The 23,829-nt window shown below is 70.4% G+C and carries 25 protein-coding genes and 1 tRNA gene; 17 read left to right on the forward strand and 9 right to left on the reverse strand.

Annotated features, from left to right (window positions below):
* Window positions 1-136: 136 nt before the first annotated feature.
* Window positions 137-1,576, reverse strand: coding sequence for a GGDEF domain-containing protein (locus AACH11_RS06430; protein WP_341373377.1), 1,440 nt, complete (start codon window positions 1,574-1,576; stop codon window positions 137-139).
* 129 nt (window positions 1,577-1,705) lie between these two features.
* Here AACH11_RS06430 and AACH11_RS06435 point away from each other — a divergent pair, with 129 nt between their 5' ends.
* A complete protein-coding gene (locus AACH11_RS06435; protein ID WP_341373378.1) occupies window positions 1,706-2,590 on the forward strand; it encodes a winged helix-turn-helix domain-containing protein in 885 nt (294 codons plus the stop codon).
* 29 nt (window positions 2,591-2,619) lie between these two features.
* On the opposite strand, the gene AACH11_RS06440 is transcribed toward AACH11_RS06435, so the two are convergent.
* Entirely contained in the window at window positions 2,620-4,329 is a 1,710-nt protein-coding gene (locus AACH11_RS06440; protein ID WP_341373379.1) for a catalase, read from the reverse strand.
* A 257-nt stretch (window positions 4,330-4,586) separates the two neighbouring features.
* Here AACH11_RS06440 and AACH11_RS06445 point away from each other — a divergent pair, with 257 nt between their 5' ends.
* From AACH11_RS06445 to AACH11_RS06455, 3 genes are read left to right on the forward strand one after another with little or no spacing between them, the layout of a single operon-like run.
* Window positions 4,587-5,219, forward strand: coding sequence for a response regulator (locus AACH11_RS06445; RefSeq protein ID WP_341373380.1), 633 nt, complete (start codon window positions 4,587-4,589; stop codon window positions 5,217-5,219).
* Between the two features lie 59 nt (window positions 5,220-5,278).
* Entirely contained in the window at window positions 5,279-6,187 is a 909-nt protein-coding gene (locus AACH11_RS06450) for an ABC transporter ATP-binding protein (RefSeq protein WP_341373381.1), read from the forward strand.
* On the forward strand, window positions 6,184-6,957 hold the full coding sequence (locus AACH11_RS06455) for an ABC transporter permease (RefSeq protein WP_341373382.1): 774 nt from the start codon (window positions 6,184-6,186) through the stop codon (window positions 6,955-6,957). Before AACH11_RS06450 ends, AACH11_RS06455 begins: the two co-directional genes overlap by 4 nt.
* Before the next feature lie 15 nt (window positions 6,958-6,972).
* On the opposite strand, the gene AACH11_RS06460 is transcribed toward AACH11_RS06455, so the two are convergent.
* Complete coding sequence (locus AACH11_RS06460) at window positions 6,973-8,529, reverse strand: methyl-accepting chemotaxis protein (protein ID WP_341373383.1); 1,557 nt, start codon at window positions 8,527-8,529, stop codon at window positions 6,973-6,975.
* Between the two features lie 330 nt (window positions 8,530-8,859).
* Between AACH11_RS06460 and AACH11_RS06465 the strand changes: the two genes are divergently transcribed.
* The gene (locus AACH11_RS06465; protein WP_341373384.1) at window positions 8,860-9,654 is read left to right on the forward strand and encodes a YoaK family protein; all 795 of its coding nucleotides are present in this window, start codon (window positions 8,860-8,862) and stop codon (window positions 9,652-9,654) included.
* Here the strand turns inward: AACH11_RS06465 and AACH11_RS06470 are convergent.
* Window positions 9,605-10,402 (reverse strand): fused MFS/spermidine synthase, encoded by a 798-nt coding sequence (locus tag AACH11_RS06470; protein WP_341373385.1) that lies wholly within the window; start codon window positions 10,400-10,402, stop codon window positions 9,605-9,607. The two genes, AACH11_RS06465 and AACH11_RS06470, sit on opposite strands and share 50 nt — an antisense overlap.
* 96 nt (window positions 10,403-10,498) lie before the next feature.
* Here AACH11_RS06470 and AACH11_RS06475 point away from each other — a divergent pair, with 96 nt between their 5' ends.
* The 12 genes from AACH11_RS06475 (at window position 10,499) to AACH11_RS06530 (ending at window position 19,720) form a co-directional block, all read left to right on the forward strand.
* Window positions 10,499-10,762, forward strand: a complete 264-nt coding sequence (locus AACH11_RS06475) for a BolA family protein (protein ID WP_341373386.1) — start codon at window positions 10,499-10,501, stop codon at window positions 10,760-10,762.
* Window positions 10,763-10,856: 94 nt separating this feature from the next.
* Window positions 10,857-12,125, forward strand: a complete 1,269-nt coding sequence (gene murA / locus AACH11_RS06480) for a UDP-N-acetylglucosamine 1-carboxyvinyltransferase (RefSeq protein WP_341373387.1) — start codon at window positions 10,857-10,859, stop codon at window positions 12,123-12,125.
* 22 nt (window positions 12,126-12,147) lie between these two features.
* Window positions 12,148-12,798 carry an ATP phosphoribosyltransferase gene (gene hisG, locus AACH11_RS06485; RefSeq protein ID WP_341373564.1) on the forward strand — a complete coding sequence of 217 codons (651 nt, stop codon included), beginning with the start codon at window positions 12,148-12,150 and terminating at the stop codon, window positions 12,796-12,798.
* Between the two features lie 46 nt (window positions 12,799-12,844).
* Window positions 12,845-14,182, forward strand: coding sequence for a histidinol dehydrogenase (hisD, locus tag AACH11_RS06490; protein ID WP_341373388.1), 1,338 nt, complete (start codon window positions 12,845-12,847; stop codon window positions 14,180-14,182).
* Window positions 14,183-14,203: 21 nt separating this feature from the next.
* Window positions 14,204-15,274, forward strand: a complete 1,071-nt coding sequence (hisC, locus tag AACH11_RS06495; protein ID WP_341373389.1) for a histidinol-phosphate transaminase — start codon at window positions 14,204-14,206, stop codon at window positions 15,272-15,274.
* 32 nt (window positions 15,275-15,306) lie between these two features.
* Window positions 15,307-15,894, forward strand: a complete 588-nt coding sequence (gene hisB, locus AACH11_RS06500) for an imidazoleglycerol-phosphate dehydratase HisB (RefSeq protein ID WP_341373390.1) — start codon at window positions 15,307-15,309, stop codon at window positions 15,892-15,894.
* 4 nt (window positions 15,895-15,898) lie between these two features.
* Entirely contained in the window at window positions 15,899-16,558 is a 660-nt protein-coding gene (gene hisH / locus AACH11_RS06505; RefSeq protein WP_341373391.1) for an imidazole glycerol phosphate synthase subunit HisH, read from the forward strand.
* Window positions 16,559-16,685: 127 nt separating this feature from the next.
* Window positions 16,686-17,435 carry a 1-(5-phosphoribosyl)-5-[(5-phosphoribosylamino)methylideneamino]imidazole-4-carboxamide isomerase gene (hisA, locus tag AACH11_RS06510; RefSeq protein ID WP_341373392.1) on the forward strand — a complete coding sequence of 250 codons (750 nt, stop codon included), beginning with the start codon at window positions 16,686-16,688 and terminating at the stop codon, window positions 17,433-17,435.
* Between the two features lie 20 nt (window positions 17,436-17,455).
* Window positions 17,456-18,235, forward strand: a complete 780-nt coding sequence (gene hisF / locus AACH11_RS06515) for an imidazole glycerol phosphate synthase subunit HisF (protein ID WP_341373393.1) — start codon at window positions 17,456-17,458, stop codon at window positions 18,233-18,235.
* On the forward strand, window positions 18,235-18,819 hold the full coding sequence (gene rsmD / locus AACH11_RS06520) for a 16S rRNA (guanine(966)-N(2))-methyltransferase RsmD (protein ID WP_341373394.1): 585 nt from the start codon (window positions 18,235-18,237) through the stop codon (window positions 18,817-18,819). The genes hisF and rsmD overlap by 1 nt, the downstream gene beginning before the upstream one ends.
* Entirely contained in the window at window positions 18,816-19,340 is a 525-nt protein-coding gene (coaD, locus tag AACH11_RS06525) for a pantetheine-phosphate adenylyltransferase (protein WP_341373395.1), read from the forward strand. Before rsmD ends, coaD begins: the two co-directional genes overlap by 4 nt.
* A gap of 47 nt (window positions 19,341-19,387) precedes the next feature.
* Entirely contained in the window at window positions 19,388-19,720 is a 333-nt protein-coding gene (locus tag AACH11_RS06530; RefSeq protein WP_341373396.1) for a YfhL family 4Fe-4S dicluster ferredoxin, read from the forward strand.
* A 383-nt stretch (window positions 19,721-20,103) separates the two neighbouring features.
* Here AACH11_RS06530 and pth read toward each other — a convergent pair whose 3' ends face one another.
* From pth to AACH11_RS06555, 5 genes are all read right to left on the reverse strand, one after another.
* Complete coding sequence (gene pth / locus AACH11_RS06535) at window positions 20,104-20,739, reverse strand: aminoacyl-tRNA hydrolase (protein WP_341373397.1); 636 nt, start codon at window positions 20,737-20,739, stop codon at window positions 20,104-20,106.
* Window positions 20,740-20,832: 93 nt separating this feature from the next.
* Entirely contained in the window at window positions 20,833-21,792 is a 960-nt protein-coding gene (locus AACH11_RS06540) for a LysR family transcriptional regulator ArgP (protein ID WP_341373398.1), read from the reverse strand.
* A 117-nt stretch (window positions 21,793-21,909) separates the two neighbouring features.
* Complete coding sequence (locus AACH11_RS06545) at window positions 21,910-22,527, reverse strand: 50S ribosomal protein L25/general stress protein Ctc (protein WP_341373399.1); 618 nt, start codon at window positions 22,525-22,527, stop codon at window positions 21,910-21,912.
* Window positions 22,528-22,667: 140 nt separating this feature from the next.
* The gene (locus AACH11_RS06550; RefSeq protein WP_341373400.1) at window positions 22,668-23,630 is read right to left on the reverse strand and encodes a ribose-phosphate pyrophosphokinase; all 963 of its coding nucleotides are present in this window, start codon (window positions 23,628-23,630) and stop codon (window positions 22,668-22,670) included.
* Between the two features lie 92 nt (window positions 23,631-23,722).
* Window positions 23,723-23,799 (reverse strand) — tRNA-Gln (locus AACH11_RS06555).
* Window positions 23,800-23,829 lie beyond the last annotated feature (30 nt).

Below are 23,829 nucleotides of genomic sequence, written 5' to 3' on the forward strand. Positions count from 1 at the left end.
GCCACCTGCCGGGTGGATCCTGCGGGATCCCTCGGCGGGTCTCGGGCCTGCAAGGGTCTGAACAACGGCACGCGCCCCCGCAAGGGAGCGCGTGCCGTTTTGCTTGGGGCCGCCGGGAAGGTGGCCCCGGCAGGCGTCAGTGCGATCGCACCAGGTACAGCGGATCGCCGAGCACCGGGCTGCCCATGTGCGCTGGCTCCCGCTCATACTGCGTGCGCGCCTCGGCCAGGGCGTCGTGCGCCCGGTCCAGCAGGCGCTGGTAATCCGGGTGCCCGTCGTGGATGGCCAGCCCGGCGACGATCTGCAGCACCGGCACGATCTGGTTGCCCAGCCGCAGCGGGGCCTGGGTCAGCCGCCGCAGCAGGGCGGACGAGATGTCCTGCGCATGGGCCTCGCCCACTTCCGTCAGCAGCAGCAGGAACTGGGCGTCGCCGTAACGGAAGACGTAGTCGCCGGCCCGCACCAGATCGCTGATCTGCTGGGCGAGCTGCGCCAGGACCAGATCGGCCATGGCATCGCCCAGCGTGGTGCGCACCATGTCGAAGCGCTGAATCTCGATGGCCAGCAGCGCCAGACCCTGTGCGGCCTGATGGGCCAGTCCGATCTCGCGCTTGGCCACGGTCGGGAAGAAGCGCCGGTTCAGCAGGCGCGTGACCTGGTCCAGACCGTCCTCGACCTCGCCGGCGCGATCGAACAGGTGGGTCAGCAGGCGGCCGATGCCGTCGAGTTGCTGCTGGAGGTTGAACATCAGCGCACCGGCCTCGGCCCCGGCCAGGCGGGCGGCCCGCAGGCGGGGCACGGTGCTCAGCTCGATCGCGGCGATCGCCTGCTGGATGTCGCTGAGCTCCACCGACGAGCCGAACAGCATCGGGGCCTTGTGGCGCACCCACAGCGTGAACGGGTCGCCGTGTTCCGGGATGCCTTCATCGGCCGCCGGCAGGGCCGTCGACGAGGGCTCGAGCAGCCAGTAGTGGTGCATCTGCAGCTGTTGCCCCCACTGCAGCAGCTGGCGTTGCTGGCGCTCGCGCTCGGTGCGCAGGTTGTGGGATAGCTGGAACAGCCGCAGCGACTCCTCGGCGCGCTGCAGGCGCTTGCCGTTGGATTCGGCGATGCCCACCATCGCGTCGCGTGCGAGATCGACCATCTCGTAGACGTGCTGGATGGCGCTGGCCAGATCGCCACGGTCCAGATGCTGGTGCGCCACCTGGGTCAGCGCCGACTTGATGTGGCGGGCGCCGGCCGAGACCAGCCGGTTGCTCACGCCCATGCGCGCATGGGCCGCACCGGTGCGCTCCTGCAGGTCCAGCAGGCTGCGTGCCGGCTGTGCGGGGTCGAACAGCGTGCTCAGCCAGTGGGACATGGCCCGTCGCAATCGTTCGGGTACCTCGCCGCGGCCCAGCAGCACATGGGCCTCAGGATGGCGGTTGGCTGCCGCATAGAAGCTCTCGGCGATGGCATCGGCCTGGTGCGTCACCAGATCGTGCAGCGCATCGCGGATGGGCTCGGTGACCCGATTCCGAGCGTGTTGGATCGCATCTTCGAGCGAGTCCTGAAACTGCAGGTACGTGTCCTTCATGTAGTTGGCATTTCGTTGCAAGGACGGATTCATTCTTGATCTGAGGAGCCTGTGGCTGTCATGGAAGCTACCCGCAGCTAGGGTTTTCAGGTGTGCAAGAGCGCACGCCCGCACGGGAAAGTCCGGATCATGTTGCCCACCTACAAGATCGGTCGCTGCGTCGTATTGCCTCATTCCCGGCAGTTGCTGCGCGATGGTGTGCCCTTGGCCGTCGGCGGTCGAGCCTTCGAGTTGCTGCTGGTCCTGCTGGAGCGGCGTGGGCGCCTGGTCAGCAAGGAGGAGCTGTACGAGCGGATCTGGCCCGGCCTGGCCGTCGAGCCCAACAACCTGTCCGTTCAGGTCTGGACCTTGCGGCGGCTGCTGGGGGCCGATTGGCTGAAGACGGTGCCTCGCCGTGGCTATCTGCTGGTGCCGGGGCATCCGGACGCGCCCGGTGAGCCCGATGCGCGGGCGGCGCCCGACGATGGCGATCGTCCGGCCTCGCCATCGCAGCACGATGCCCTGGCCACGAACGGTCCGGCCATGCTGGCCCGCAGCCTCTGGCATCACCCGTGGATCACGATCTGTGCCGGCACGCCGGCCCTGCGCGACTGGTGGCTCCGCGAGACGGCCTTGCGCTTTGCCCGGGCTGCCGACGTGATGGCCTGGCATGTGCAGGACTGGTCCCAGGTGCTGCCCCGTCTGGGCCGTCTGTGCGAGCGTGGCGCGGTGGTGTGCCTGCACGATGTGGGGCCGGCGGAGCGGACCCGCCTCGCGCTGCAGCCGCAGATCCGCCAGCAGCTGCTCGCCCAGGCCGGTGCCGATGGCGGCGGTGATCGGGGGCCGGGCCGGCCGTTTCGATTGCTGGTGCACAGCGCGGTGCACCTGAGCGAGGCCCAGGCCTGGCCCGGCGAGCGGGTGGTGCCCTTGCGCGAGCCGATGCCCATGCCGATGCCCATGGCCATGCCGGCAGGGGCGGTGCTGTCGCCTCCGCCGTCCGTCGCGGCGGCCAGGCTGCGGTGGCAAGGGCGTTGACCGGGGCATGGCGTGCGGGCATCGGCGGCTCAGCATCGGCCTGCCGGCCGGCGGCCGCGCCACCGTCCCCGCGCCACCAGCGCACAGAAGATCTGCAGCCGGCCGCCCAGGTCCAGACCGGCCAGTCGAGGGTCCTCCTGCCCGTCGAGCACGAACATGCCCTCGTCGCAGCCTGCGCCGATGAGCACACACAACGGAACTGAGGCGCACACCAGCGCCATCGGTTTGCCGTGGCGCCAGGCGTCGCGGACCCAGTCCAGCGCACCGGGATCGCCTTGCAGCCCGGCCATGCTGTAGGGCGCGCCGAGGATCGCCACGGCATCGAAGCACGCGGCAGGGGCCTGCCCGAGCGTGACGTCCGGGATGAGGTGACAGCCGTCGGACAGGCTCACGCAGCCGGGTCGCATGCCGATCACGCTCAGGCGCGCACCGGCCCGGTTCAGCTGGGCGGCCAGGATCCGCAGGATGGCGGCGTCCGCTCCGGCGCTGACGAGGGCACCGACGTGGCGCCCGCGCAGGGTGCCCGGTCTGGACCGCGCCGCGCTCAGCGACGGGTAGGGCGCCTGGGCCGCCGGTGGCAGCGGCGCGCGGGCGGGGCGCACCCGGCGCTCGTCGATCGCCAGGCGCTGGGCCAGTTCGACGCTGAGGGCCTCGTCGATCACGCGCAGGTGCCCGAGCAGTTGCAGGCGGACGGACGGGCGCGACAAGGGGCCGAGCTCGCGCGACAGGGTGTCGATGAGCTGCTCGCGTTCGATCGCATCGAGCGCCTGGACGAACTGCTGGCTCTGGCGGTACGGGCCCTCCGTGGCGCGCGCGGGCGACGGATCCGGGGGCTGTGCCGGTGGCCAGCGTCGGGCCGGACCGGGCATGCGGGCGGATGCGGGCCGCGCCGTGTGGCGGAGGTGTGCGCGCTCGGGCCAGGATCGGTCCAGGGTCATGCGGCCGATGACCATCAGCGGGGCGACCTCCTCCGGGACCAGCGTGGTCGGATCCCGCAGGTCGAAGGGCCAGCCCTCGCCGTCGTGCTGGTCGAAGATCTGCACGCACAGATCCCAGCTCGGGGGCTCCTGGCGCGCGATGGCGTCGTGCAGATCGCGGTGGTGGTGGTCCGGGCTGGCGCAGGCGAGTTGACGGCCTTCAGCGCCGCTCAGGCTGCTGATGCCCAGGGTCGAGCGCCACTGGAACCGGCCCCAGCGCCAGCCCTGCGGGCTGTCGTCCAGGCGGAAGGTCTGCAGGCCGTAGCCGTCCATCCAGCGCAGTGACCGCGGCAGACCCCGGTCGCTCATCGCCCAGAGGGCCATGTGCAGGCGACCGGGCGCGTCCGCGACGGCGCTCCAGAAGCGCTCGCGGACCGGGAGCGGGCGCGACTCGGGGTCCTCCTCGGCGGTCGGCATGCCGGGCCAGGTCAGGGGCGGGCCGTCGCGCGCCAGCCCCACCGGCAGGCTGCAGCCGTTCAGGTCGAACGTTTCTTCGCTGCCGTGGAAGCGCACGCTGAAGCTGCGCGCATCCGGCACCGTGTCGGCCCGGCCTGCGCGATCGATGACCCGCGTGAAGCGGGCCGACACCGGGGTCTGCTGCCCGCGACGGGACAGGACCTCCGCGTGGCTCAGGCCGTGGCCGTCGATCAGGCACTCGAACGTGCCGTGGGCGGTGCAGGACGCGCGGTCCGTGGCGGGCGGGGTGGGCATGCGTGGCGTGTCGGCCTCGCAGGGGTGGCCGCAGATGGGGGGCGTGGGCATGGGGATCTCCTGCTGCGGGCGGGATGGCGGTACGGCGCAGGTCGCGATGCCCGGCTGTCCGGACGCGATGCTGCGGTCCTCGTGCCGCGTCCGCTGCCGGCGCAGTGCTCCGGTGCATGTCAGAAACGGGCTCTGTCCGTGATGTCTCTGTCCGCCGGCAAGCTGTCGGCGAAGAGCTTTAAAGGACTTGCCCCGCAGGCACTTTCCAGAATCCAGTCATCACAGATGGCAGACAGAAGACAGGGAAGGCGAAATCCATGATCCGGTTGGCAGTGGTTGATCAGCAGATGGTGGCGCGCATCGGGATTCGGCAGGTGGTGGCAGGGCAGCAGGACATCGAACTGGTCTGCGAGGTCGACAACGGGCAGCAGGCGCTGGACATGGTGCGGCTGCAGCCGCCGGACGTGCTGCTGCTCGAACAGTCCATCGACAGCGCCCAGGCGGTCGATGCCCTGGTGAAGCTGCGGACCCGGCATCCGGAGCTGCCCGTGCTGGTCTTCGGGGCCTTTCCCGAGGAGCGCTACGCGACCATGCTCCTGCGCAACGGCGCGGCCGGCTACATCGAACGAGACGCCCGACCTGAGGAGCTGCTCGACGCGATCCGGCGGGTGTCCACCGGTCGGCGCTACATCAGCGCCCGTGTGGCCGATCTGCTGGCCGACGAGTGGACCGGGCGCAGCCAGCAGACGCCACACGACGGCCTGTCGCCGCGCGAGCTGCTGGTCTTCCTGTCGCTGGCCCGCGGCAACACGCTGACCGCCGTGTCCCGGCTGATGTGCCTGAGCGTCAAGACCGTCAGCACCTACCGCGGACGCGCGCTGCGCAAGCTCGGCCTGCAGACCAACAGCGAGCTGACCTACTACGCGATCAAGCATGGCCTGATCGAGTGAGGGGCCGGCCGGCCGGGTGCGCGGCCGCCCCGGGTCCGCGTGCCTAGAATCCGCCGCCTATGCCAGCGGTGAGATTCGATTCGGTCGAGAAGACCTACACCGGTGCCCGAGGCACCTTCCAGGCCCTGCGGGGCGTGTCCTTCGACATCGCCCAGGGCGAGTTCTTCGGCCTGCTCGGGCCCAACGGCGCGGGCAAGACCACGCTGATCTCGATCCTGGCCGGCCTCAGCCGCGCCACGGCCGGCCGCGTGACGGTGATGGGCCACGACGTGCGCGCGGATGCCGCCGCGGCCCGCAAGGCGCTCGGCATCGTGCCGCAGGAGCTGGTCTTCGACCCGTTCTTCAGCGTGCGCGAGGCGCTGCGCATCCAGAGCGGCTACTTCGGCGTGCGCGGCAACGAGGCCTGGATCGACGAGCTGCTGGCCGAGCTCGGCCTGGCCGACAAGGCCGACGCCAACATGCGCCAGCTCTCGGGCGGCATGAAGCGGCGCGTGCTGGTGGCCCAGGCGCTCGTGCACAAGCCGCCGGTCATCGTGCTCGACGAGCCCACGGCCGGCGTGGACGTGGAGCTGCGCAGCACGCTGTGGTCCTTCATCGGCCGCCTGAACCGTCAGGGCTCGACCGTGCTGCTGACCACCCACTACCTGGAAGAGGCCGAGGCGCTGTGCCACCGCATCGGCATGCTCAAGCAGGGCCAGCTGGTGGCGCTGGACCGCACGGCCACGCTGCTGCAGGCCGCCGCCGCCACCATGCTGCGCTTCAAGACCGATCAGGCGCTGCCCGCCGCGCTGGCCGCCCAGGCCCGGGTGACCGGCCGCATCGTGCAGCTGCGCGTGTCGGATGCCGCCGGGGTCGAGCAGGCGCTGGCCGCGCTGCGCACCGCCGGCGTGAGGATCGAGGATCTGGAGATCGGCCGGCCCGATCTGGAGGACGTGTTCGTGGACATCATGAACGGAGCCCAGCGATGAGCGGCGCCCCGCGGCTGGCCGGTGCCGGCACCCTGTTCCGCAAGGAAGTGCTGCGCTTCTGGAAGGTGGCGTTCCAGACCGTGGCCGCGCCCGTGCTCACGGCCGTGATGTACCTGCTGATCTTCGGCCACGTGCTGGAGGACCGGGTCGAGGTCTTCGACGGCGTGGCCTACACGCGCTTTCTCATCCCCGGCCTGGTGATGATGAGCGTGCTGCAGAACGCCTTCGCCAACGCCTCGTCCAGCCTCATCCAGAGCAAGATCACCGGCAACCTGGTGTTCCTGCTGGTCTCGCCGCTGTCGCACTGGGCCTGGTTCGTGGCCTATGTGGGCGCCAGCATGGTGCGCGGGCTGGTGGTGGGTGCCGGGGTGTTCCTGGTCACCGCCTGGCTGGCGCCGCCGGGGCTGGTGCAGCCGCTGTGGGTGCTGGTCTTCGCGCTGCTGGGCTCGGCCATGCTGGGCGCGATGGGCCTGATCGCCGGGCTGTGGGCGGAGAAGTTCGACCAGATGGCCGCCTTCCAGAACTTCATCATCATGCCGATGACGTTCCTCTCGGGCGTCTTCTACTCGGTGCACTCGCTGCCCGGCGTGTGGCAGGCGCTCAGCCACGTCAACCCGTTCTTCTACATGATCGACGGTTTCCGCGCGGGCTTCTTCGGCCACAGCGATGTCTCGCCGTGGTTCAGCCTGGGCGTGGTGGGCGCGGCCACGGTGGGCGTCTCCGCGCTGGCGCTGGAGCTGCTGCGCCGCGGCTACAAGATCCGCGGCTGAGCGCGCGCGCCGGGCTCAGGCCAGGCGGAACGCGCGCACCACGCTGGCCAGGTTCTCGGCCTGGTTCTTCAGGCTCTCGGCCGCCGCCGCGCCTTCCTCGACCAGGGCCGCGTTCTGCTGCGTGACCTGGTCCAGCAGGCTGACCGCCTCGCCCACCTGGCCGATGCCGGCCGACTGCTGGGTGCTGGCCTGCGAGATGTCGGCCACCAGCGAGGCCACCTTCTTCACCTGGGTCACGATCTGGCCCATGGTGCGGCCCGCATCCTGCACCTGGCGGGAGCCGGTCTCCACCCGTTGCGTGCTGGTGGCGATCAGCGACTTGATCTCGCGGGCGGCATCGGCGCTGCGCTGGGCCAGCGTGCGCACCTCGGTGGCCACCACCGCGAAGCCGCGGCCCTGCTCGCCGGCGCGCGCGGCCTCCACCGCCGCGTTCAGCGCCAGGATGTTGGTCTGGAAGGCGATGCCGTCGATCACCCCGGTGATCTCGGCGATTCGCCGGCTGGCGTCGGCGATGGCGTCCATGGTCTGCACGGCGCTGTCCACCGCCTGGCTGCCTTCGGCCACCGAGTCGCTGGCACTCAGCGCGAGGCGGCTGGCCTCCTGGGCCGTCTCGGTGTTGCTGCGCACCGTGTGGGTGAGCTGCTCCATCGACGCGGCCGTCTCCTCCAGGCTGCTGGCCTGGGATTCGGTGCGCTGCGACAGGTCGGCATTGCCCATGGCGATCTGCGAGGAGCCGGTCGCGATCGACTCGCTGCTCTGCCGCACCTGACCCACGATCTGCACCAGGTTGCCGGTCATCTCGTGCAGGGCCTGCAGCAGCTGGCCGGTCTCGTCACCGGCGCTGCGGGTGACGACGGGGACCGAGGCCGTCAGATCGCCCTGGGCGACCGTGCGCGCGATCTGCACCGCCTGCTCGATCGGCGTGGTGATGGACCGCGTCAGCCACCACGCGGCCAGCGTGCCGGACAGCAGGGCCAGGGCGCCCACGATCCACAGGGTGGTGCGCGCGGTGCTCGCGTCCTGGCTGATCTGCCGGCTCCGCGTGGTCGCCAGTTCGGCCTGGAAGTGGCCCATGTGGCTGACCTCGGCCTGCAGGCGGTCGAGCGCGGGCAGCGTGGCGCTGCGCAGGTGGGCCTCGGCGCCGCTGCGGTCGCCGGCCTGCAGCAGACCCAGGGTCTTGGTGAAGCTGGCGACGTAGTCGGCCCGCAGCGGCTTGATGCGCGCCAGGATGGCCTTGCCCTCGTCGAGCACCACCAGGCGATCGAGCACGGCCAGCGCGTCGGTGATCTTCTGCTTGTTGCCGTCCATGAAGCCCTGGATGCGCTGGCGCTCCGGCTCATCGGTGACGAAGAACATCTCCATGGTCCGCCGCGCGTTGGCGCGGGTGTAGATGTCGACCGTCTCCGCGGCCTCGGCCTTGACCATGTCCGTGGACGAGAGCTGACGCGATGCGTCGCCGATCAGGCCCAGATACACGCTGGCGGCGACCACCATGGCCAGCAGCAGGGTCAGCACGAGGCCGAATCCCGCGCCCAGCCGGGCCCCGATCTTCCAATGGTTCAACCCGTTCACGAGCTAGCCCTTCTTTGTCGCTTCCTCTGCGACGTGTCGAATCCGCCGGCCACGCCATGACGCGTCCGGTCGGTGCCGTACTGCCAACTTCCTGGCTCTTATCGGCGTGGGGAACCCTGAGTGCAGGGGGGCGCAGGCCTGCGGCGTGCTGCGGCGTGCTGTGGCGTGCAATCGTTCTTCCGCGGGGATCCCCGGCCGGGCTTCTGCGGCGAGAATCGTTTGCTGGTCACCCCGGTCGACATGATCCTGCTGCCTGAAGCGATGCTGCCGAGACGAAGGCCTGCCTGCTGCCCGGCGGGCGGGGCGGTGCGGCCTGGAGGCTAGACGCCGATGCCGGTGGCCTATCTCGATGTGCTCAGCGGTGCGCGGCGTTCGGCGCTGGGCAACCGGCATCTGGGCGTGCTGCTGGCCTTCGTGGCCGGGGCCGTCAACGCGGGCGGGTTCCTCGCGGTCAGCCGCTACACCTCGCACATGACGGGCATCGTCTCGGGCGTGGCGGACGATCTGGCGCTCGGTCAATGGTGGCTGGCCGGCGCCGGCGTGGTGGCCGTCAGCGCTTTCGTGGGGGGATCGGCCTGCACGGCGCTGCTCATCAACTGGGGCCGGCGGCAGCGGCTGTCGGGCGTGTACGCGATGCCGTTGATGGTCGAGGCGCTCGCCTTGCTGATCTTCGGTCTGCTGGGTGCCAGCCTGCACGTGGCCATCGACCTCATCGTGCCGGCCACCGTCTTGCTGCTGTGTTTCATCATGGGCCTGCAGAACGCGGTGATCACCAAGATCTCGCGCGCGCAGATCCGCACCACCCATCTGACCGGCCTGCTGACCGATCTGGGCATCGAGCTCGGGCGGCTGATGTACTGGAACCGCCGGCCCGGTCCGCCGGAGCAGCAGGTGCGGGCGGACCGTGACCGCATGGTCATCCACGCCACGCTCATCGGCACCTTCTTCGTCGGGGGGGTCTGCGGGGCGCTGGCCTTCAAGCACCTGGGCTTCGTGGCCACGGTGCCGGTGGCCGTCGTGCTGGCCATCGTGGCCCTGCCGCCCGTCTGGCGGGACCTGCGGATCGGTGCCCGGCTCAGGGTGTCGCTGGCGCGCTGCCGATCTGCTGCGTCCAGGCGTCGGTGACGAGGGCGAAGGCCTCGGCCAGCTGGCCGCGGGCGTCGCGGCGCAGGCTGCGGGCCGGACGCAGATCATCCCGCCGGACGCCGGTGAGGCGCTCGCCCTTGCAGGCGAAGACCACCGTGTTGCAGCACTCGGCGTCATCGACCACCAGGGCCTGGCCGCCGAAGGCCCGGCGGATGCGCGCGACATGCCGCCGGTGCTCGGGGTGGCCGTAGTGCAGGTTGACCACCAGCATCCCGCCCGGGCGCAGGCGCTCGCGGGCCAGGTCGTAGAAGGCCTGGGTGCACAGGGCCTCGGGCTGCCCCTGGTCGTCGAAGCCGTCGACCATCAGCACGTCGCAGACCTCGGGGTCGTCGCGCAGGTGCCGGGCCCCGTCGCCGACGATGACCTTGAAGCGCGAGCCGTCGGGCGGGATCAGGAACTCGTCGCGCAGGGCGACGACATGGGGGTTGATCTCGACGGCCGTGATCACCGTGCGCGGCAGGTGGTGGTGGCAGAACTTGGCCAGCGAGCCCCCGCCCAGGCCGATCATCAGGATGTGGCGGGGCTGCTGCAGGAACAGCAGGAAGGCCATCATCGTGCGGGTGTAGTCCAGGTCGAGGGCGTGCGGTGCGCGCACGTCCATGCTGCTCTGGATCTCGTGGATCGAGAAATGCAGCGCCTTGTGGGTCAGCGTCCGCTGGACGTAGGGCTGCACGGGCGCCGCTTCGTCGGCCGCGTCGTGTGGCGAGGGGGTGAGGATCTCGGTCATGGGCTGAAGGCGCAGGGGCCCGATGATAGGGACCGGTCGGCACCGGTTTGCCCGGCCCCTGCGCTGGGGCAAGGCGACGCGCCGATAATCGGCGCCATGGCACTCCCTACCGCTGATGACGTGCGCGGCTACATCGCCGCCGGCCTGCCCTGTGACCACCTCGAGGTGGAAGGCGACGGGCAGCACTTCTTCGCCACCATCGTCTCGCCGTCCTTCGAAGGCCTGTCGCGCGTGCGGCGCCATCAGGTGGTCTATGCGGCGCTGGGCGATAGAATGCGCGCCGAAATCCACGCGCTGTCGATGAAGACGCTGACCCCGGCCGAGCACGCTGCTGCCCCGGCCGCACACCACCCCTCCTGACCCACCCGCGGCGGCACGTGCAGCGGGTGGCGCGGCCACCCGTTGAAGTGGCCCCGCAGCCCGCTGTCCTGCTCGGCCGCCACCTGGCCTGAACATGGACAAACTCCTCATCCGCGGCGGTCGCCCGCTGCACGGCAGCGTGCAGATCTCCGGCGCCAAGAACGCCGCCCTGCCCGAGCTGTGCGCGGCCCTGCTGGTGCCCGGCCCGGTCGAGCTGCACAACGTGCCTCAGCTGCAGGACGTGGCCACCATGCTCAAGCTGCTGCGCAGCATGGGCGTGCGGGCCGAGCGCGACGCCGAGCGCCCCGACATCGTCCGCCTGGACGCCGCCCAGATCGACAAGCCCGAAGCGGCCTACGATCTGGTCAAGACCATGCGTGCCAGCATCCTGGCCCTCGGCCCGCTGCTGGCGCGCTTCGGCCAGGCCCGGGTCTCGCTGCCCGGCGGCTGCGCGATCGGCTCGCGGCCGGTGGACCAGCACATCAAGGGCCTGCAGGCCATGGGCGCCGAGATCACCGTCGAGCAGGGCTACATCAACGCCCGCTGCACCCGCCTGAAGGGCGCGCGCATCACCACCGACATGGTGACCGTCACCGGCACCGAGAACCTGCTGATGGCCGCCGCGCTGGCCGAGGGCGAGACCATCCTGGAGAACGCCGCCGAGGAGCCGGAGATCACCGATCTGGCCGAGCTGCTGATCAGCATGGGCGCCAAGATCGAGGGCCACGGCACGCACCGCATCCGCATCCAGGGCGTCGATCGCCTGCACACCCCGGCGCAGCCGCACCGCATCATCCCCGACCGCATCGAGGCCGGCACCTTCCTGTGCGCGGTGGCCGCCGCCGGCGGCGAGGCCACGTTGACCGACGTGCGGGCCGACCATCTGGATGCCGTGATCGAGAAGCTGCGCGAGGCCGGCGTCACCGTCGAGCCGGGTGCGGACACGATCACCGTGCGCAGCAACGGCCGGCCGAAGGCGGTGAGCTTCCGCACCCGCGAGTACCCGGCCTTCCCGACCGACATGCAGGCGCAGTTCATGACCGTCAACGTGGTGGCCGAGGGCGTCTCGCGCATCACCGAGACGATCTTCGAGAACCGCTACATGCACGTCAACGAGCTGGTGCGCCTGGGCGCGCACATCGCCGTGGACGGCCACACCGCCATCGTCGAGGGCATCCCCACGCTGTCGGGCGCCACCGTGATGGCCACCGACCTGCGCGCCTCGGCCAGCCTGGTCATCGCCGGCCTGGTGGCCGAGGGCGAGACCGTCGTCGACCGCATCTACCACCTGGACCGGGGCTACGACCGCATGGAAGCCAAGCTGCGTGGCCTGGGCGCCGACATCGAGCGCGTGAAGGGCTGATGCGATGACCGCTCCCGCCGACATGCTGACGCTCGCCCTGTCCAAGGGCCGCATCTTCGAGGAGACCCTGCCGCTGCTGGCCGCCGCCGGCATCGAGGTCACCGAGGACCCGGACAAGAGCCGCAAGCTGATCCTGCCGACCAACCAGCCCGACGTGCGCGTGGTGCTGGTGCGGGCCACCGACGTGCCGACCTACGTCGCCCACGGCGGCGCCGACATCGGCGTGGCCGGCCTCGACACGCTGCTGGAAAGCGAGGAGCCGGGCCTGTACCTGCCGCTGGACCTGAGGATCGCCCGCTGCCGCATGAGCGTGGCCACGCGGGCCGACTTCGACTATGCCGGCGCGGTCAAGCAGGGCTCGCGCCTGCGCGTGGCCACCAAGTACACGTCGATCGCCCGCCAGCACTTCGCCGACAAGGGCGTGCATGTCGACCTGATCAAGCTCTACGGCTCGATGGAGCTGGCGCCACTGACCGGGCTGGCCGACGCCATCGTCGATCTGGTGTCCACCGGCTCGACGCTCAAGGCCAACCACCTGGTCGAGGTCGAGCACATCATGGACATCAGCTCGCGGCTGGTGGTCAACCAGGCGGCGCTGAAGTTGAAGCGCGAGCGCATCCGCCGCGTGATCGACGCCTTCTCCGCCGCCATCGACGCCCGCAACCCTTCCTGAACCGCTCCGCGCCAGCGTCCGCGCCGGGGCCCACTGCCAAGCACCCATGTCTGCCCAAGCATCCACCCCCGTCGCCGTCACCCGTCTGAGCACGGCGCAGCCCGACTTCGAGGCCGCGTTCCAGAAGGTGCTGCACTGGAGCGCCGAGACCGATGACGCGATCGAGCAGCGCGTGGCCGAGATCCTGGCCGCGGTGCGTACGCAGGGCGATGCGGCGGTGCTGGAGTTCACCGCCCGCTTCGATGGCGTGCAGGCCGCGAGCGTCGCCGCGCTGGAGCTGACGCGCGAGGAGCTCAAGGCCGCCTTCGACGCGATCACGCCCGAGCAGCGCGCCGCGCTCGAATCGGCCGCCGCCCGGGTCCGCAGTTATCACGAGAGGCAGCTGCAGGCCTGCGGCCTGAGCTGGCAGTACACCGACGCCGACGGCACGGTGCTGGGCCAGAAGGTGACGCCGCTGGACCGCGTGGGCATCTACGTGCCCGGTGGCAAGGCGGCCTATCCGTCGAGCGTGCTGATGAACGCGATCCCGGCCCATGTGGCCGGTGTCGGCGAGATCATCATGGTGGTGCCCACGCCCAGAGGCGAGAAGAACCCGCTGGTGCTGGCCGCCGCCTATGTCGCCGGCGTCAGCCGCGCCTTCTGCATCGGCGGCGCGCAGGCCGTCGGCGCGCTGGCCCACGGCACGGCCACCGTGCCCAAGGTCGACAAGATCACCGGCCCGGGCAATGCCTACGTGGCCGCCGCCAAGCGCCGCGTCTTCGGCCTGGTGGGCATCGACATGATCGCCGGCCCGTCCGAGATCCTGGTGCTGGCCGACGGCACGACGCCGCCGGACTGGGTGGCGATGGACCTCTTCAGCCAGGCCGAGCACGACGAGCTGGCGCAATCCATCCTGCTGTGCCCCGACGCCGGCTACATCGCCCAGGTGCAGGCCGCCATCGAGCGCCTGATCGACGGCATGCCGCGCAAGGACGTGATCCGCGCCAGCCTGGAAGGCCGTGGCGCGCTGATCCTGACGCGCGACATGGAAGAGGCCTGCGCGATCAGCAACCGCATCGCGCCCGAGCACCTGGAAGTCTCCAGCGCCGAGCCGAACCGCTGGGAGCCGCTGCTCAGGCACGCGGGCGCCATCTTCCTCGGCGCCTACACCAGCGAGAGCCTGGGCGACTACTGCGCCGGACCCAACCACGTGCTGCCGACCAGCGGCACCGCGCGGTTTTCCTCGCCGCTGGGCGTCTATGACTTCCAGAAGCGCAGCAGCCTGATCCAGGTGAGCGAGGCCGGGGCGCAGATCCTGGGCCCGACCGCCGCCATCCTGGCCTACGGCGAGGGCCTGCAGGCCCATGCCCAGGCCGCCGAGTTCCGCCTGCGCAAGCCGATCTGACCGATCTGAAGGACACCTGACATGAGCCGTTACTGGAGCGAGATCGTCCACACGCTGACGCCCTATGTGCCGGGCGAGCAGCCGAAGATCGAGGGCCTCGTCAAGCTCAACACCAACGAGTGCCCGTATGGCCCGAGCCAGGCCGTGCTGGACGCGATGGCCGGCCAGACCACCGAGGCGCTGCGCCTCTACCCCGATCCGCAGGCCGGCAGCCTGAAGGATGCGGTGGCCCGCCACCACGGCCTGCGCGCCGACCAGGTCTTCGTCGGCAACGGCTCGGACGAGGTCCTGGCCCATGTCTTCATGGCCCTGCTGCGCCACGAGGCGCCGCTGCTGCACCCGGACATCTCCTACAGCTTCTACCCGGTCTACGCCAGGCTCTATGGCGTGACCACGCGCGAGCTGCCGCTGGACGCGCAGTTCGGCATCCAGGTCGATGACTACCTGGCCGCCGGCCCCAACGGCGGCATCATCTTCCCGAACCCGAACGCGCCCACCGGTCGCGCGATCCCGCTGGCCGACATCGAGCGCCTGCTGCAGGGCAATCCGGATTCGGTGGTGGTGATCGACGAGGCCTACGTGGACTTCGGCGCGCAGACCGCCGCCACGCTGATCGACCGCCATCCGCAACTGCTGGTGGTGCGCACGCTGTCGAAGTCGCGTGCGCTCGCCGGCCTGCGCGTGGGCTACGCGATCGGTCATCCCGACCTGATCGAGGCGCTCACCCGCGTCAAGGACAGCTTCAACTCCTACCCGCTGGACCGTGCGGCCATCGCCGGCGCCGTCGCCGCGATGGACGACGTGGCCTGGTTCGATGCCACCTGCGCGCGCATCGTGGCCACCCGCGAGCGCATGACGGCCGCGCTGCAGGCCCGCGGCTTCGAGGTGCTGCCCTCGGCCGCGAACTTCGTCTTCGCGCGCCTGCCCGGCCATGCCGGCGCCGAGCTGGCCGCCGGCCTGCGCGCCCAGCGCGTGCTGGTGCGCCAGTTCAGCAAGCCGGCGCGCATCGCCGACTTCCTGCGCATCACCGTGGGCACCGAGGCGCAGACCGACGTGCTGATCGCCGCCCTCGACACCCTGCTGGCCCGCTGAGCCGCTCTTTTTCCTCGCACCAGGATCGCCCCATGCGCATCGCCGAAGTCACCCGCAACACCAACGAGACCAAGATCCGGGTGCGCGTCAACCTCGACGGCACCGGCCACGCGGTGCTCGACACCGGCATCGGCTTCTTCGACCACATGCTCGACCAGGTGGCGCGCCACGGCCTGATCGACCTCGAGATCCACTGCGAGGGCGATCTGCACATCGATGGCCACCACACCGTCGAGGACGTCGGCATCACGCTCGGCCAGGCCATCGCCCAGGCCGTCGGCGACAAGAAGGGCCTCACCCGCTACGGCCACAGCTACGTGCCGCTGGACGAGGCGCTGTCGCGCGTGGTGGTGGATTTCTCGGGCCGTCCGGGCCTGCAGATGCACATCCCCTTCACCGCGGGCATGATCGGCCAGCTCGACACGCAGCTGGTCTACGAGTTCTTCCAGGGCTTCGTCAACCACGCGCTGGTCTCGCTGCACGTGGACAACCTCAAGGGCGTCAACGCGCACCACCAGTGCGAGACGGCCTTCAAGGCCTTCGGCCGCGCGCTGCGCATGGCGCTGACGCTGGACCCGCGTTCGGCCGGCGTCATCCCTTCCACCAAAGGCTCGCTGTAATCCCATGAGCAAGACCGTCGCCGTCGTCGACTACGGTATGGGCAACCTGCGCTCGGTGTCCCAGGCCGTGATGCACGTGGCCGCCGCGTCCGGCCACACCGTCCTCGTCACCCAGCGTCCGGAGGACGTGCGCGCGGCCGAGCGCGTGGTGCTGCCCGGCCAGGGCGCGATGCGCGACTGCATGCGCGAGCTGGCCGACAGCGGCCTGCAGGATGCCGTGCTGGAGGCCGCCGCCACCAGGCCGCTGATGGGCGTGTGCGTGGGCATGCAGATGCTGCTCGACCACAGCGAGGAGGGCGACACGCCGGGCCTGGGCCTGATCCCGGGCCGCGTGCGCCGCTTCCAGCTGGCCGGCCGCACCCAGCCCGACGGCAGCCGCTACAAGGTGCCGCAGATGGGTTGGAACCGCGTGCGCCAGCAGGCCCACGACGGCGCCGTGCACCCGGTGTGGGCCGGCGTGCCCGATGACGCCTGGTTCTACTTCGTCCACAGCTACTGGGCGCAGCCCGATGACCCGCGCCACGCGGCGGGCCTGACCGACTACGGCGACGCCTTTACCTGTGCGGTGGCGCGGGATAACATTTTTGCCACCCAGTTCCATCCCGAGAAAAGCGCGGAGCACGGCCTGATGCTCTACCGCAACTTCCTCGCCTGGAAGCCTTGAACCGATTCCTCGCCTCGCGTGTGCGCCGCTGTGGCGCCGGTGTGCGGCCCTGTGACAGGGGCACGCCGGTTCTGCCCCGTGTCTGCGCCACGCCCTTCCTCCCTCCACTCGCCCTGACTGACCAGCCATGCTGCTGATTCCCGCCATCGACCTCAAGGACGGCCACTGCGTGCGCCTGCAACAGGGCGACATGAACGCGTCGACCACCTTCGGTGAGGACCCTGCCGCGATGGCGCGCAAGTGGGTCGATGCCGGCGCCCGCCGCCTGCATCTGGTCGACCTCAACGGGGCGTTCGCCGGCAAGCCGGTCAACGAGCCGGCGATCAAGGCCATCCTGAGCGCCGTCGGTGACGACATCCCGGTGCAGCTGGGTGGCGGCATCCGCGACCTCGACACCATCGAGCGCTACCTGGACGACGGCATCGGCTACGTCATCATCGGCACCGCCGCGGTGAAGAACCCGGGCTTCCTGAAGGACGCCTGCAGCGCCTTCCCCGGCCACATCATCGTCGGCCTGGACGCCAAGGACGGCAAGGTCGCCACCGACGGCTGGAGCAAGCTGACCGGCCACGAGGTGGTCGATCTGGCCCGCAAGTTCCAGGACTACGGCGTCGAGAGCGTGATCTACACCGACATCGGCCGCGACGGCATGCTCACCGGCATCAACATCGAGGCCACGGTCAAGCTGGCCCAGGCGCTGACGATCCCCGTCATCGCCTCCGGCGGCCTGAGCAACATCGCCGACATCGAGGCGCTGTGCGCGGTCGAGAAGGAAGGCGTCGAGGGCGTGATCTGCGGCCGCTCGATCTACACCGGTTCGCTGGACTTCGCCGCAGGGCAGGCCCGGGCGGACGCACTCAACGGCCGCGGCGACTGAAGCCGCTCCCCGCGCACCCCATGCTCGCCAAACGCATCATTCCCTGCCTGGACGTCACCGGCGGCCGCGTCGTCAAGGGCGTCAACTTCGTCGAGCTGCGCGATGCGGGCGACCCGGTCGAGATCGCCGCCCGCTACAACGAGCAGGGTGCCGACGAGCTGACCTTCCTCGACATCACCGCCACCAGCGACGGCCGAGACCTGATCCTGCACATCATCGAGGCCGTGGCCTCGCAGGTCTTCATCCCGTTGACGGTGGGCGGCGGCGTGCGCACGGTGGCCGATGTGCGCCGTCTGCTGAACGCGGGCGCCGACAAGGTCAGCTTCAACTCGGCCGCGGTGGCCAACCCCGAGGTGATCCGCGAGGCCAGCGACAAGTACGGCTCGCAGGCCATCGTCGTGGCCATCGACGCCAAGAAGCGTGTCGGTGACGATCTGGCCGCCAAGGGCCCGGGCTGGGACGTCTACACCCACGGCGGCCGCAAGAACATGCACATCGACGCCGTGGCCTGGGCCCGGCAGATGGCCGAGCACGGCGCCGGCGAGATCCTGCTGACCAGCATGGACCGCGACGGCACCAAGATCGGCTTCGACCTGGAGCTGACGCGGGCCGTCAGCGACGCGGTGCCGGTGCCGGTGATCGCCTCGGGCGGCGTCGGCGCACTCGAGCATCTGGCCGATGGCGTGCAGATCGGCGGCGCGGACGCCGTGCTGGCCGCCAGCATCTTCCACTTCGGCACCTTCAGCGTCGCGCAGGCCAAGGCCATGATGGCGTCGCGCGGCATTCCGGTGCGCCAGTGATGGGTGCGCACCAGGTGCGCATCGTCGGTGGCCAGTGGCGGCGCAGCCTGCTGCCGGTGGCCGAACGGCCCGGCCTGCGGCCCACGCCTGACCGCGTGCGCGAGACCCTGTTCAACTGGCTGGGCCAGGACCTGGCCGGCTGGCGCGTGCTCGACGCCTTCGCCGGCAGCGGGGCGCTCGGCTTCGAGGCGGCCTCGCGCGGGGCCGCCCAGGTCCGTCTGCTCGAACGCGACCCCGCGCTGGTGCGCAGCCTGCGCGACAGCCGCACCCGGCTGAAGGCCGAGGCGCTGCAGATCGATGCCGTCGAGGCCCTGTCGTGGATGCGCGGTTGTGCGCCGGCCTCCTTCGAGCTGGTGCTGCTCGATCCGCCGTTCGACGCCGGTCTGCAGGCGCCCGCGCTCGTTGCCGCCGCCCCGCTGGTGGCCGAGGGCGGGCTGATCTATCTGGAGTCGCCGGCCCCGCTCGCCGCGGCCGACGTGCCCGCGGGCTGGTCCGTCTGGCGCCAGGGGCGTGCCGGTGCCGTGCATTTCCATCTGCTGCAGCGGCTGCCCGCGACGGCGGTGTCCCCGGAGTCCCCGCGATGAGCCATCCCGTGCCCGCCGCCCGCGTCGCCGTCTATCCCGGCACCTTCGATCCGATGACGCTCGGCCACGAGGACCTGATGCGCCGGGCCTCGCGCCTGTTCGACCGCCTGATCCTGGCGGTGGCCGCCGGCCACCACAAGCGCACGATGTTCACCATCGCCGAGCGGCTGGAGATCGCGCAGGAGATCGCCGCGCCGTATCCGAACGTCGAGGTGGTGGCCTTCCGCGGCCTGCTGCGCGATTTCGTCGTGGCCAATGGCGGCCATGTGGTGGTGCGCGGCCTGCGCGCGGTCAGCGACTTCGAGTACGAGTTCCAGATGGCGGGCATGAACCGCCAGCTGATGCCCGAGGTCGAGACGCTGTTCCTGACGCCGAGCGACCAGTACCAGTTCGTCAGCGGCACCTTCGTGCGCGAGATCGCCACCCTGGGCGGCGATGTCTCCAAGTTCGTCGCGCCGGGCGTGCTGCGCCGCCTCAAGGACCGCGTGACCCAGCCGCCGTCCGAGCCGTCCGCCGCCTGAGCGCGCGCCGGCCCCCTCCACCCGCCTCAGCCTGTACCGGATCCGCCATGGCCCTGATGATCACGTCGGAGTGCATCAACTGCGACGTCTGCGAACCCGAGTGCCCGAACCAGGCCATCTCGATGGGCGAGACCTTCTACGTCATCGATCCGGCGCGCTGCACCGAGTGCGTCGGTCACCACGGCGAGCCGCAGTGCGTGCAGGTCTGTCCGGTCGAGTGCATCCCGCTCAATCCTGAGCACGTGGAGACGCCCCAGCAGCTGATGGCGAAGTACGAGCATCTGATGCGCGCCGCGGCGGTGACGACGCTGACCGGCTCCCCGGCCGCGGTGCCGCCGATGCCTTTTTCTCCACCGGACGTGACGCCTTCGGGCGCTTGAGATCCGGCGCGGGCGCGGGCCCCATGCCCGACAGGCCGCTGCCGGCCTCGCGCCAGGCCTGTGCACGTTCGCGGGCCCACCGGGCGACCAGCGCCTGCTCGCGCGTGGCCACCGCCCGGGCCTCGCGCTGACGCTCCGGGGTCAGCGCATCGGTGACGGCCAGGCTGCGCGCGCCGGCCGCCGGGCGTGCGGCGGCGTCGGTCGGGCAGGGCTGATGGCTGTAGCTGTCGCCGCAGCGCCAGATGGTGCGCGGCACCGCGTCGCCCGCGCGGGCCGGTGCGGCCAGCAGGATGACCGCCAGCACCGGCGATGCCAGGACCAGGCTCCTGAACAGGGACGCATGAAGCGGGCCGGAACGGGGACGGGTCATGGCGGGGGTCTCCTCAGGGTTCGCCGGGGTCGTCCGGCGCGGGGGGCGTGGCGACGGGCCGCGGCTTGTTCGGCCGCGCCGGCTTGGCATGCACCTGCTGCAGCGCGCGGTCCATTGCACCGTCGAGCATCAGCGGCAGGGCCTTCAGCGAGGTCTCGACGTTGGCCTCGATGGCCTCGCGCTCGGCTGCCGGTGGCTTGCGCAGCACGTAGGCGGCGACCTCGGCACGGTGGCCCGGGTGGCCGATGCCCAGGCGCAGCCGCCAGTAGTCGGGGCTGCCGAGCTGGGCGTGGATGTCCTTCAGGCCGTTGTGGCCGGCCGGGCTGCCGCCCTGCTTGAGCTTCATCTGGCCGGGCAGCAGGTCCAGCTCGTCATGGACGACCAGCAGCTGCGACGGCTCGATCTTGAAGAAGCGGGCCAGCGGTGAGACCGCCTTGCCCGACAGGTTCATGAAGGTCAGCGGCTTGAGCAGCCAGAGCGGGCCGCCCGGCAGATTGGCCCGGCCCACCAGGCCGTGGTAGGCCTTGTCATGGGACAGCGTGACGCCGAGCTGGCGCGCGGCCGCATCGACCCACCAGAAGCCGGCGTTGTGGCGGGTGTCCTCATATTCGGGCCCGGGGTTGCCCAGGCCGACGATCAGTCGAATCATGGGGCGGATTATCGGCGGCGGCGCCGTGCCGTCCGGCGCACTCCGGCGGGGGGCCTGGACGCGGCGCGGCGGGGGCGCTCCTTCGGGGGAGCTTCAGTCGCCCACGGGCCGCAGCGCCTGCCGCGCACCCTCGGCCAGGGCCAGGCCGATGCGTTCGAGCACACCGGCGCGCAGCAGGTGATCGGCCGCGCTGGCCTGGGCCGGCAGGCTCTCGCCCTGCAGTTTCCACTGGTGCCAGTGCAGCACCACGTCGACGCAGGCCTGCGGGTGCAGGGCCTGCAGGCGGCCGGCGGCCAGCGCCTCGCGTGCCATCTGCTCGGGCATCACGCCGATGCCCCAGCCCATCAGCGCAGCGCGCAGATGGGCTTCCGTCGAGGGCACATGGCGCTCGACCAGCCGCGGGCCCTGGATGCCGAAGGCCTGGGCGACCCAGATCGCGTGGTTGTCATCCTTGCGGTTGAACACCAGCCAGGGCACGCGCGCGAAGTTGCCGCCGTGCAGCCCGTCCGGCAGGTGGCGGGCGATGAAGTCCGGGCTGGCCACCGCGATGTAGCGCATCACGCCCAGCGTCGAGACCTGGCAGCCGCGCAGCGCGTCGGCCACGGTGCTGACGCAGCCCAGCACCGCACCCTCGCGCAGCCAGTCGTGGGTGAAGTCCTGGTCATCGACGATCAGCTCCAGGCCGAAGCCGTCGCGCTGGCCTTCGTGCACCAGTGCATCGAGGGCCGGCAGCACCCAGGTGGCGAGGCTGTCGGCGTTGACGGCGATCGGCAGCCGCTCGTCCTGCCCGGTGGCCGCACCCAGTTCGCGGGCGATGTCGGCCCGCATGGCCTGCATCTGGCGGGCATAGCGCAGCAGCACCTTGCCCGGCTCCGTCAGCCGCAGGGGGCGCGAGCGGACGACCAGCAGCCGCCCGAGGCTGGTCTCGAGCGCGCGCAAGCGCTGTGAGACGGCCGATTGCGTGATCGACAGGCGCTGGGCGGCGCGCTCGAAGCTGCCCGCGTCGGCCAGTGCAGCCAGGCATTCGAGGGCGGCGGGGTCGTAGGGGTTCATGCCCGCTGATTGTGTGGTGGTGCAGGCGAAAAAAAACCCGCTGGATGGCGGGTTTCCTGAGGAGAAGCCGGTGCGGATCGCCGAGGGCGTCCGGCACCGGGCACACACGCGGTGTGCTTACTTCTTCTTGCCCTTCTTGGCGGGAGCGGCCGGCGCGGCGGCGACCACGATTTCCTCGACCTTCGGTGCGACGGCCGTGGCCAGGGTGGCGTTGGCATTGCCATGACGCACCAGCTTGGCGCCTTCCGGCAGCTTCAGGTCGCTGGCGTGGACCGACTGGCCCAGCGTCAGACCCGACAGGTCGACGGCGATGAATTCCGGCAGTTGCAGCGCCAGGCACTCGATCTCGACTTCGGTCGTGATGTGCGAGACGGTGCACTTGTCGGTCTTGACGGCGACGGAGTCGGCCTCACCGGTGAAGTGCAGCGGCACCTTCTTGCGCAGGCGGGTGGTGGCGTCCACGCGCTGGAAGTCGATGTGCAGGACCTGCTGCTTGTAGGCGTGCAGCTGGTAGTCGCGCAGGACGACCTTCTCGACCTTGTCGCCCAGGGTCATCTCGAGGACGGCGCTGTGGAAAGCTTCCTTCTTCAGCGCGTGGAACAGGGCGTTGTGGTCCAGCTCGATGGTGGCCGGCTCGCCGGCGCCGAAGACGATGCCCGGGACCTTGCCCGAGATGCGCAGGCGGCGGCTCGCTCCGGTCCCCTGCAGGGTGCGCGCGAAGGCGGTGAATTGCATGGTGTGCTCCATGTGTGGGCAGCCCGCGACCAGGCTGCCCGGTTGAACAGACCCCTCGGTTCGCACGTCAGGGTCTCGAAAATGCGACAAGGGCGCCACGACTGCGGCGCCCTTGCGGCGGGATGCGGTGTCTCCGCGGATCAGAAGTTGTTGTTCTGTTCCGAGAACAGCGAGGTGACCGATTCGCCGTCCGAGATGCGGCGGATGGTCTCGGCGAACAGGAAGGCCACCGACAGCTGGCGGATCTTCTTGCAGGCGGCCGCGGCGTCCGACAGCGGGATCGTGTTGCTGATCACCACCTCGTCGAGCTGGCTGTTGGCGATGCGGTCGACGGCCGGGCCCGACAGGATCGGGTGCGTGCAGTAGGCGAAGACGCGCTTGGCGCCACGGTCCTTCAGCACCTCGGCGGCCTTCACCAGCGTACCGGCGGTGTCGATCATGTCGTCCATGATCACGCAGTTGCGGCCTTCGATCTCGCCGATGACGTGCATCACTTCCGAGACGTTGGCCTTCGGGCGGCGCTTGTCGATGATGGCCAGATCGGTGCCCAGCTGCTTGGCCAGCGCACGGGCACGGACCACGCCGCCGACGTCCGGCGAGACCACCACCAGATCGGGGTAGGCCTTGCTCTGCAGATCGGACAGCAGCACCGGCGAGGCGTAGATGTTGTCGACCGGAATGTCGAAGAAACCCTGGATCTGGTCGGCGTGCAGGTCCATCGTCAGCACGCGCTCGACGCCCACGGTCTCCAGCAGGTTGGCGACGACCTTGGCCGAGATCGGCACGCGCATCGAGCGCGGGCGGCGATCCTGGCGGGCATAGCCGAAGTAGGGGATCACGGCGGTGATGCGGCGCGCGCTGGCGCGCTTCAACGCATCGACCATGATCAGCAGTTCCATGAGGTTGTCGTTCGTCGGCGAGCAGGTGGACTGCACGACGAAGACGTCACGGGCACGGACGTTCTGCTGGATCTCGACCGTGACTTCTCCGTCGGAGAACTTGCCGACGTGGCACTTGCCGAGTTCGGCGCCGAGATTGCGGGCGATTTCCTGGGCGAGTGCCGGATTGGCATTGCCCGTGAACAGCACGGTGTTGAACAGCACGGCGCGCTCCGTGTATGTGCCAGCGCCACACGGCGCCGGCAGGACTGCGATCAATACGGGGGGATTTGAACGGAACCGTTCAGAAAGATGTTTGGCAGGGGAGGAAGGACTCGAACCCTCGCATGTCGGAATCAAAATCCGATGCCTTGACCAACTTGGCGACTCCCCTACACAGGACCTGACTTTCGTCAGACCCTTC

Source organism: Pseudaquabacterium rugosum (genome assembly GCF_038066575.1).
Classification (GTDB): Bacteria; Pseudomonadota; Gammaproteobacteria; order Burkholderiales; family Burkholderiaceae_C; genus Pseudaquabacterium; species Pseudaquabacterium rugosum.

What these genes read in the sequence shown, in the direction of transcription:
- AACH11_RS06435 (WP_341373378.1), top strand. Translation starts at nt 1,706, where the DNA reads ATGTTGCCCACCTACAAGATCGGTCGCTGCGTCGTATTGCCTCATTCC.
- AACH11_RS06540 (WP_341373398.1), bottom strand. Translation starts at nt 21,792, where the DNA reads ATGAACCCCTACGACCCCGCCGCCCTCGAATGCCTGGCTGCACTGGCC.
- hisC (WP_341373389.1), top strand. Translation starts at nt 14,204, where the DNA reads ATGAGCCGTTACTGGAGCGAGATCGTCCACACGCTGACGCCCTATGTG.
- AACH11_RS06440 (WP_341373379.1), bottom strand. Translation starts at nt 4,329, where the DNA reads ATGCCCACGCCCCCCATCTGCGGCCACCCCTGCGAGGCCGACACGCCA.
- hisG (WP_341373564.1), top strand. Translation starts at nt 12,148, where the DNA reads ATGCTGACGCTCGCCCTGTCCAAGGGCCGCATCTTCGAGGAGACCCTG.
- hisF (WP_341373393.1), top strand. Translation starts at nt 17,456, where the DNA reads ATGCTCGCCAAACGCATCATTCCCTGCCTGGACGTCACCGGCGGCCGC.
- AACH11_RS06470 (WP_341373385.1), bottom strand. Translation starts at nt 10,402, where the DNA reads ATGACCGAGATCCTCACCCCCTCGCCACACGACGCGGCCGACGAAGCG.
- rsmD (WP_341373394.1), top strand. Translation starts at nt 18,235, where the DNA reads ATGGGTGCGCACCAGGTGCGCATCGTCGGTGGCCAGTGGCGGCGCAGC.
- hisB (WP_341373390.1), top strand. Translation starts at nt 15,307, where the DNA reads ATGCGCATCGCCGAAGTCACCCGCAACACCAACGAGACCAAGATCCGG.
- AACH11_RS06475 (WP_341373386.1), top strand. Translation starts at nt 10,499, where the DNA reads ATGGCACTCCCTACCGCTGATGACGTGCGCGGCTACATCGCCGCCGGC.
- hisH (WP_341373391.1), top strand. Translation starts at nt 15,899, where the DNA reads ATGAGCAAGACCGTCGCCGTCGTCGACTACGGTATGGGCAACCTGCGC.
- pth (WP_341373397.1), bottom strand. Translation starts at nt 20,739, where the DNA reads ATGATTCGACTGATCGTCGGCCTGGGCAACCCCGGGCCCGAATATGAG.
- AACH11_RS06465 (WP_341373384.1), top strand. Translation starts at nt 8,860, where the DNA reads ATGCCGGTGGCCTATCTCGATGTGCTCAGCGGTGCGCGGCGTTCGGCG.
- hisA (WP_341373392.1), top strand. Translation starts at nt 16,686, where the DNA reads ATGCTGCTGATTCCCGCCATCGACCTCAAGGACGGCCACTGCGTGCGC.
- AACH11_RS06430 (WP_341373377.1), bottom strand. Translation starts at nt 1,576, where the DNA reads ATGAAGGACACGTACCTGCAGTTTCAGGACTCGCTCGAAGATGCGATC.
- AACH11_RS06545 (WP_341373399.1), bottom strand. Translation starts at nt 22,527, where the DNA reads ATGCAATTCACCGCCTTCGCGCGCACCCTGCAGGGGACCGGAGCGAGC.
- coaD (WP_341373395.1), top strand. Translation starts at nt 18,816, where the DNA reads ATGAGCCATCCCGTGCCCGCCGCCCGCGTCGCCGTCTATCCCGGCACC.
- AACH11_RS06530 (WP_341373396.1), top strand. Translation starts at nt 19,388, where the DNA reads ATGGCCCTGATGATCACGTCGGAGTGCATCAACTGCGACGTCTGCGAA.
- AACH11_RS06445 (WP_341373380.1), top strand. Translation starts at nt 4,587, where the DNA reads ATGATCCGGTTGGCAGTGGTTGATCAGCAGATGGTGGCGCGCATCGGG.
- AACH11_RS06455 (WP_341373382.1), top strand. Translation starts at nt 6,184, where the DNA reads ATGAGCGGCGCCCCGCGGCTGGCCGGTGCCGGCACCCTGTTCCGCAAG.
- AACH11_RS06450 (WP_341373381.1), top strand. Translation starts at nt 5,279, where the DNA reads ATGCCAGCGGTGAGATTCGATTCGGTCGAGAAGACCTACACCGGTGCC.
- hisD (WP_341373388.1), top strand. Translation starts at nt 12,845, where the DNA reads ATGTCTGCCCAAGCATCCACCCCCGTCGCCGTCACCCGTCTGAGCACG.
- murA (WP_341373387.1), top strand. Translation starts at nt 10,857, where the DNA reads ATGGACAAACTCCTCATCCGCGGCGGTCGCCCGCTGCACGGCAGCGTG.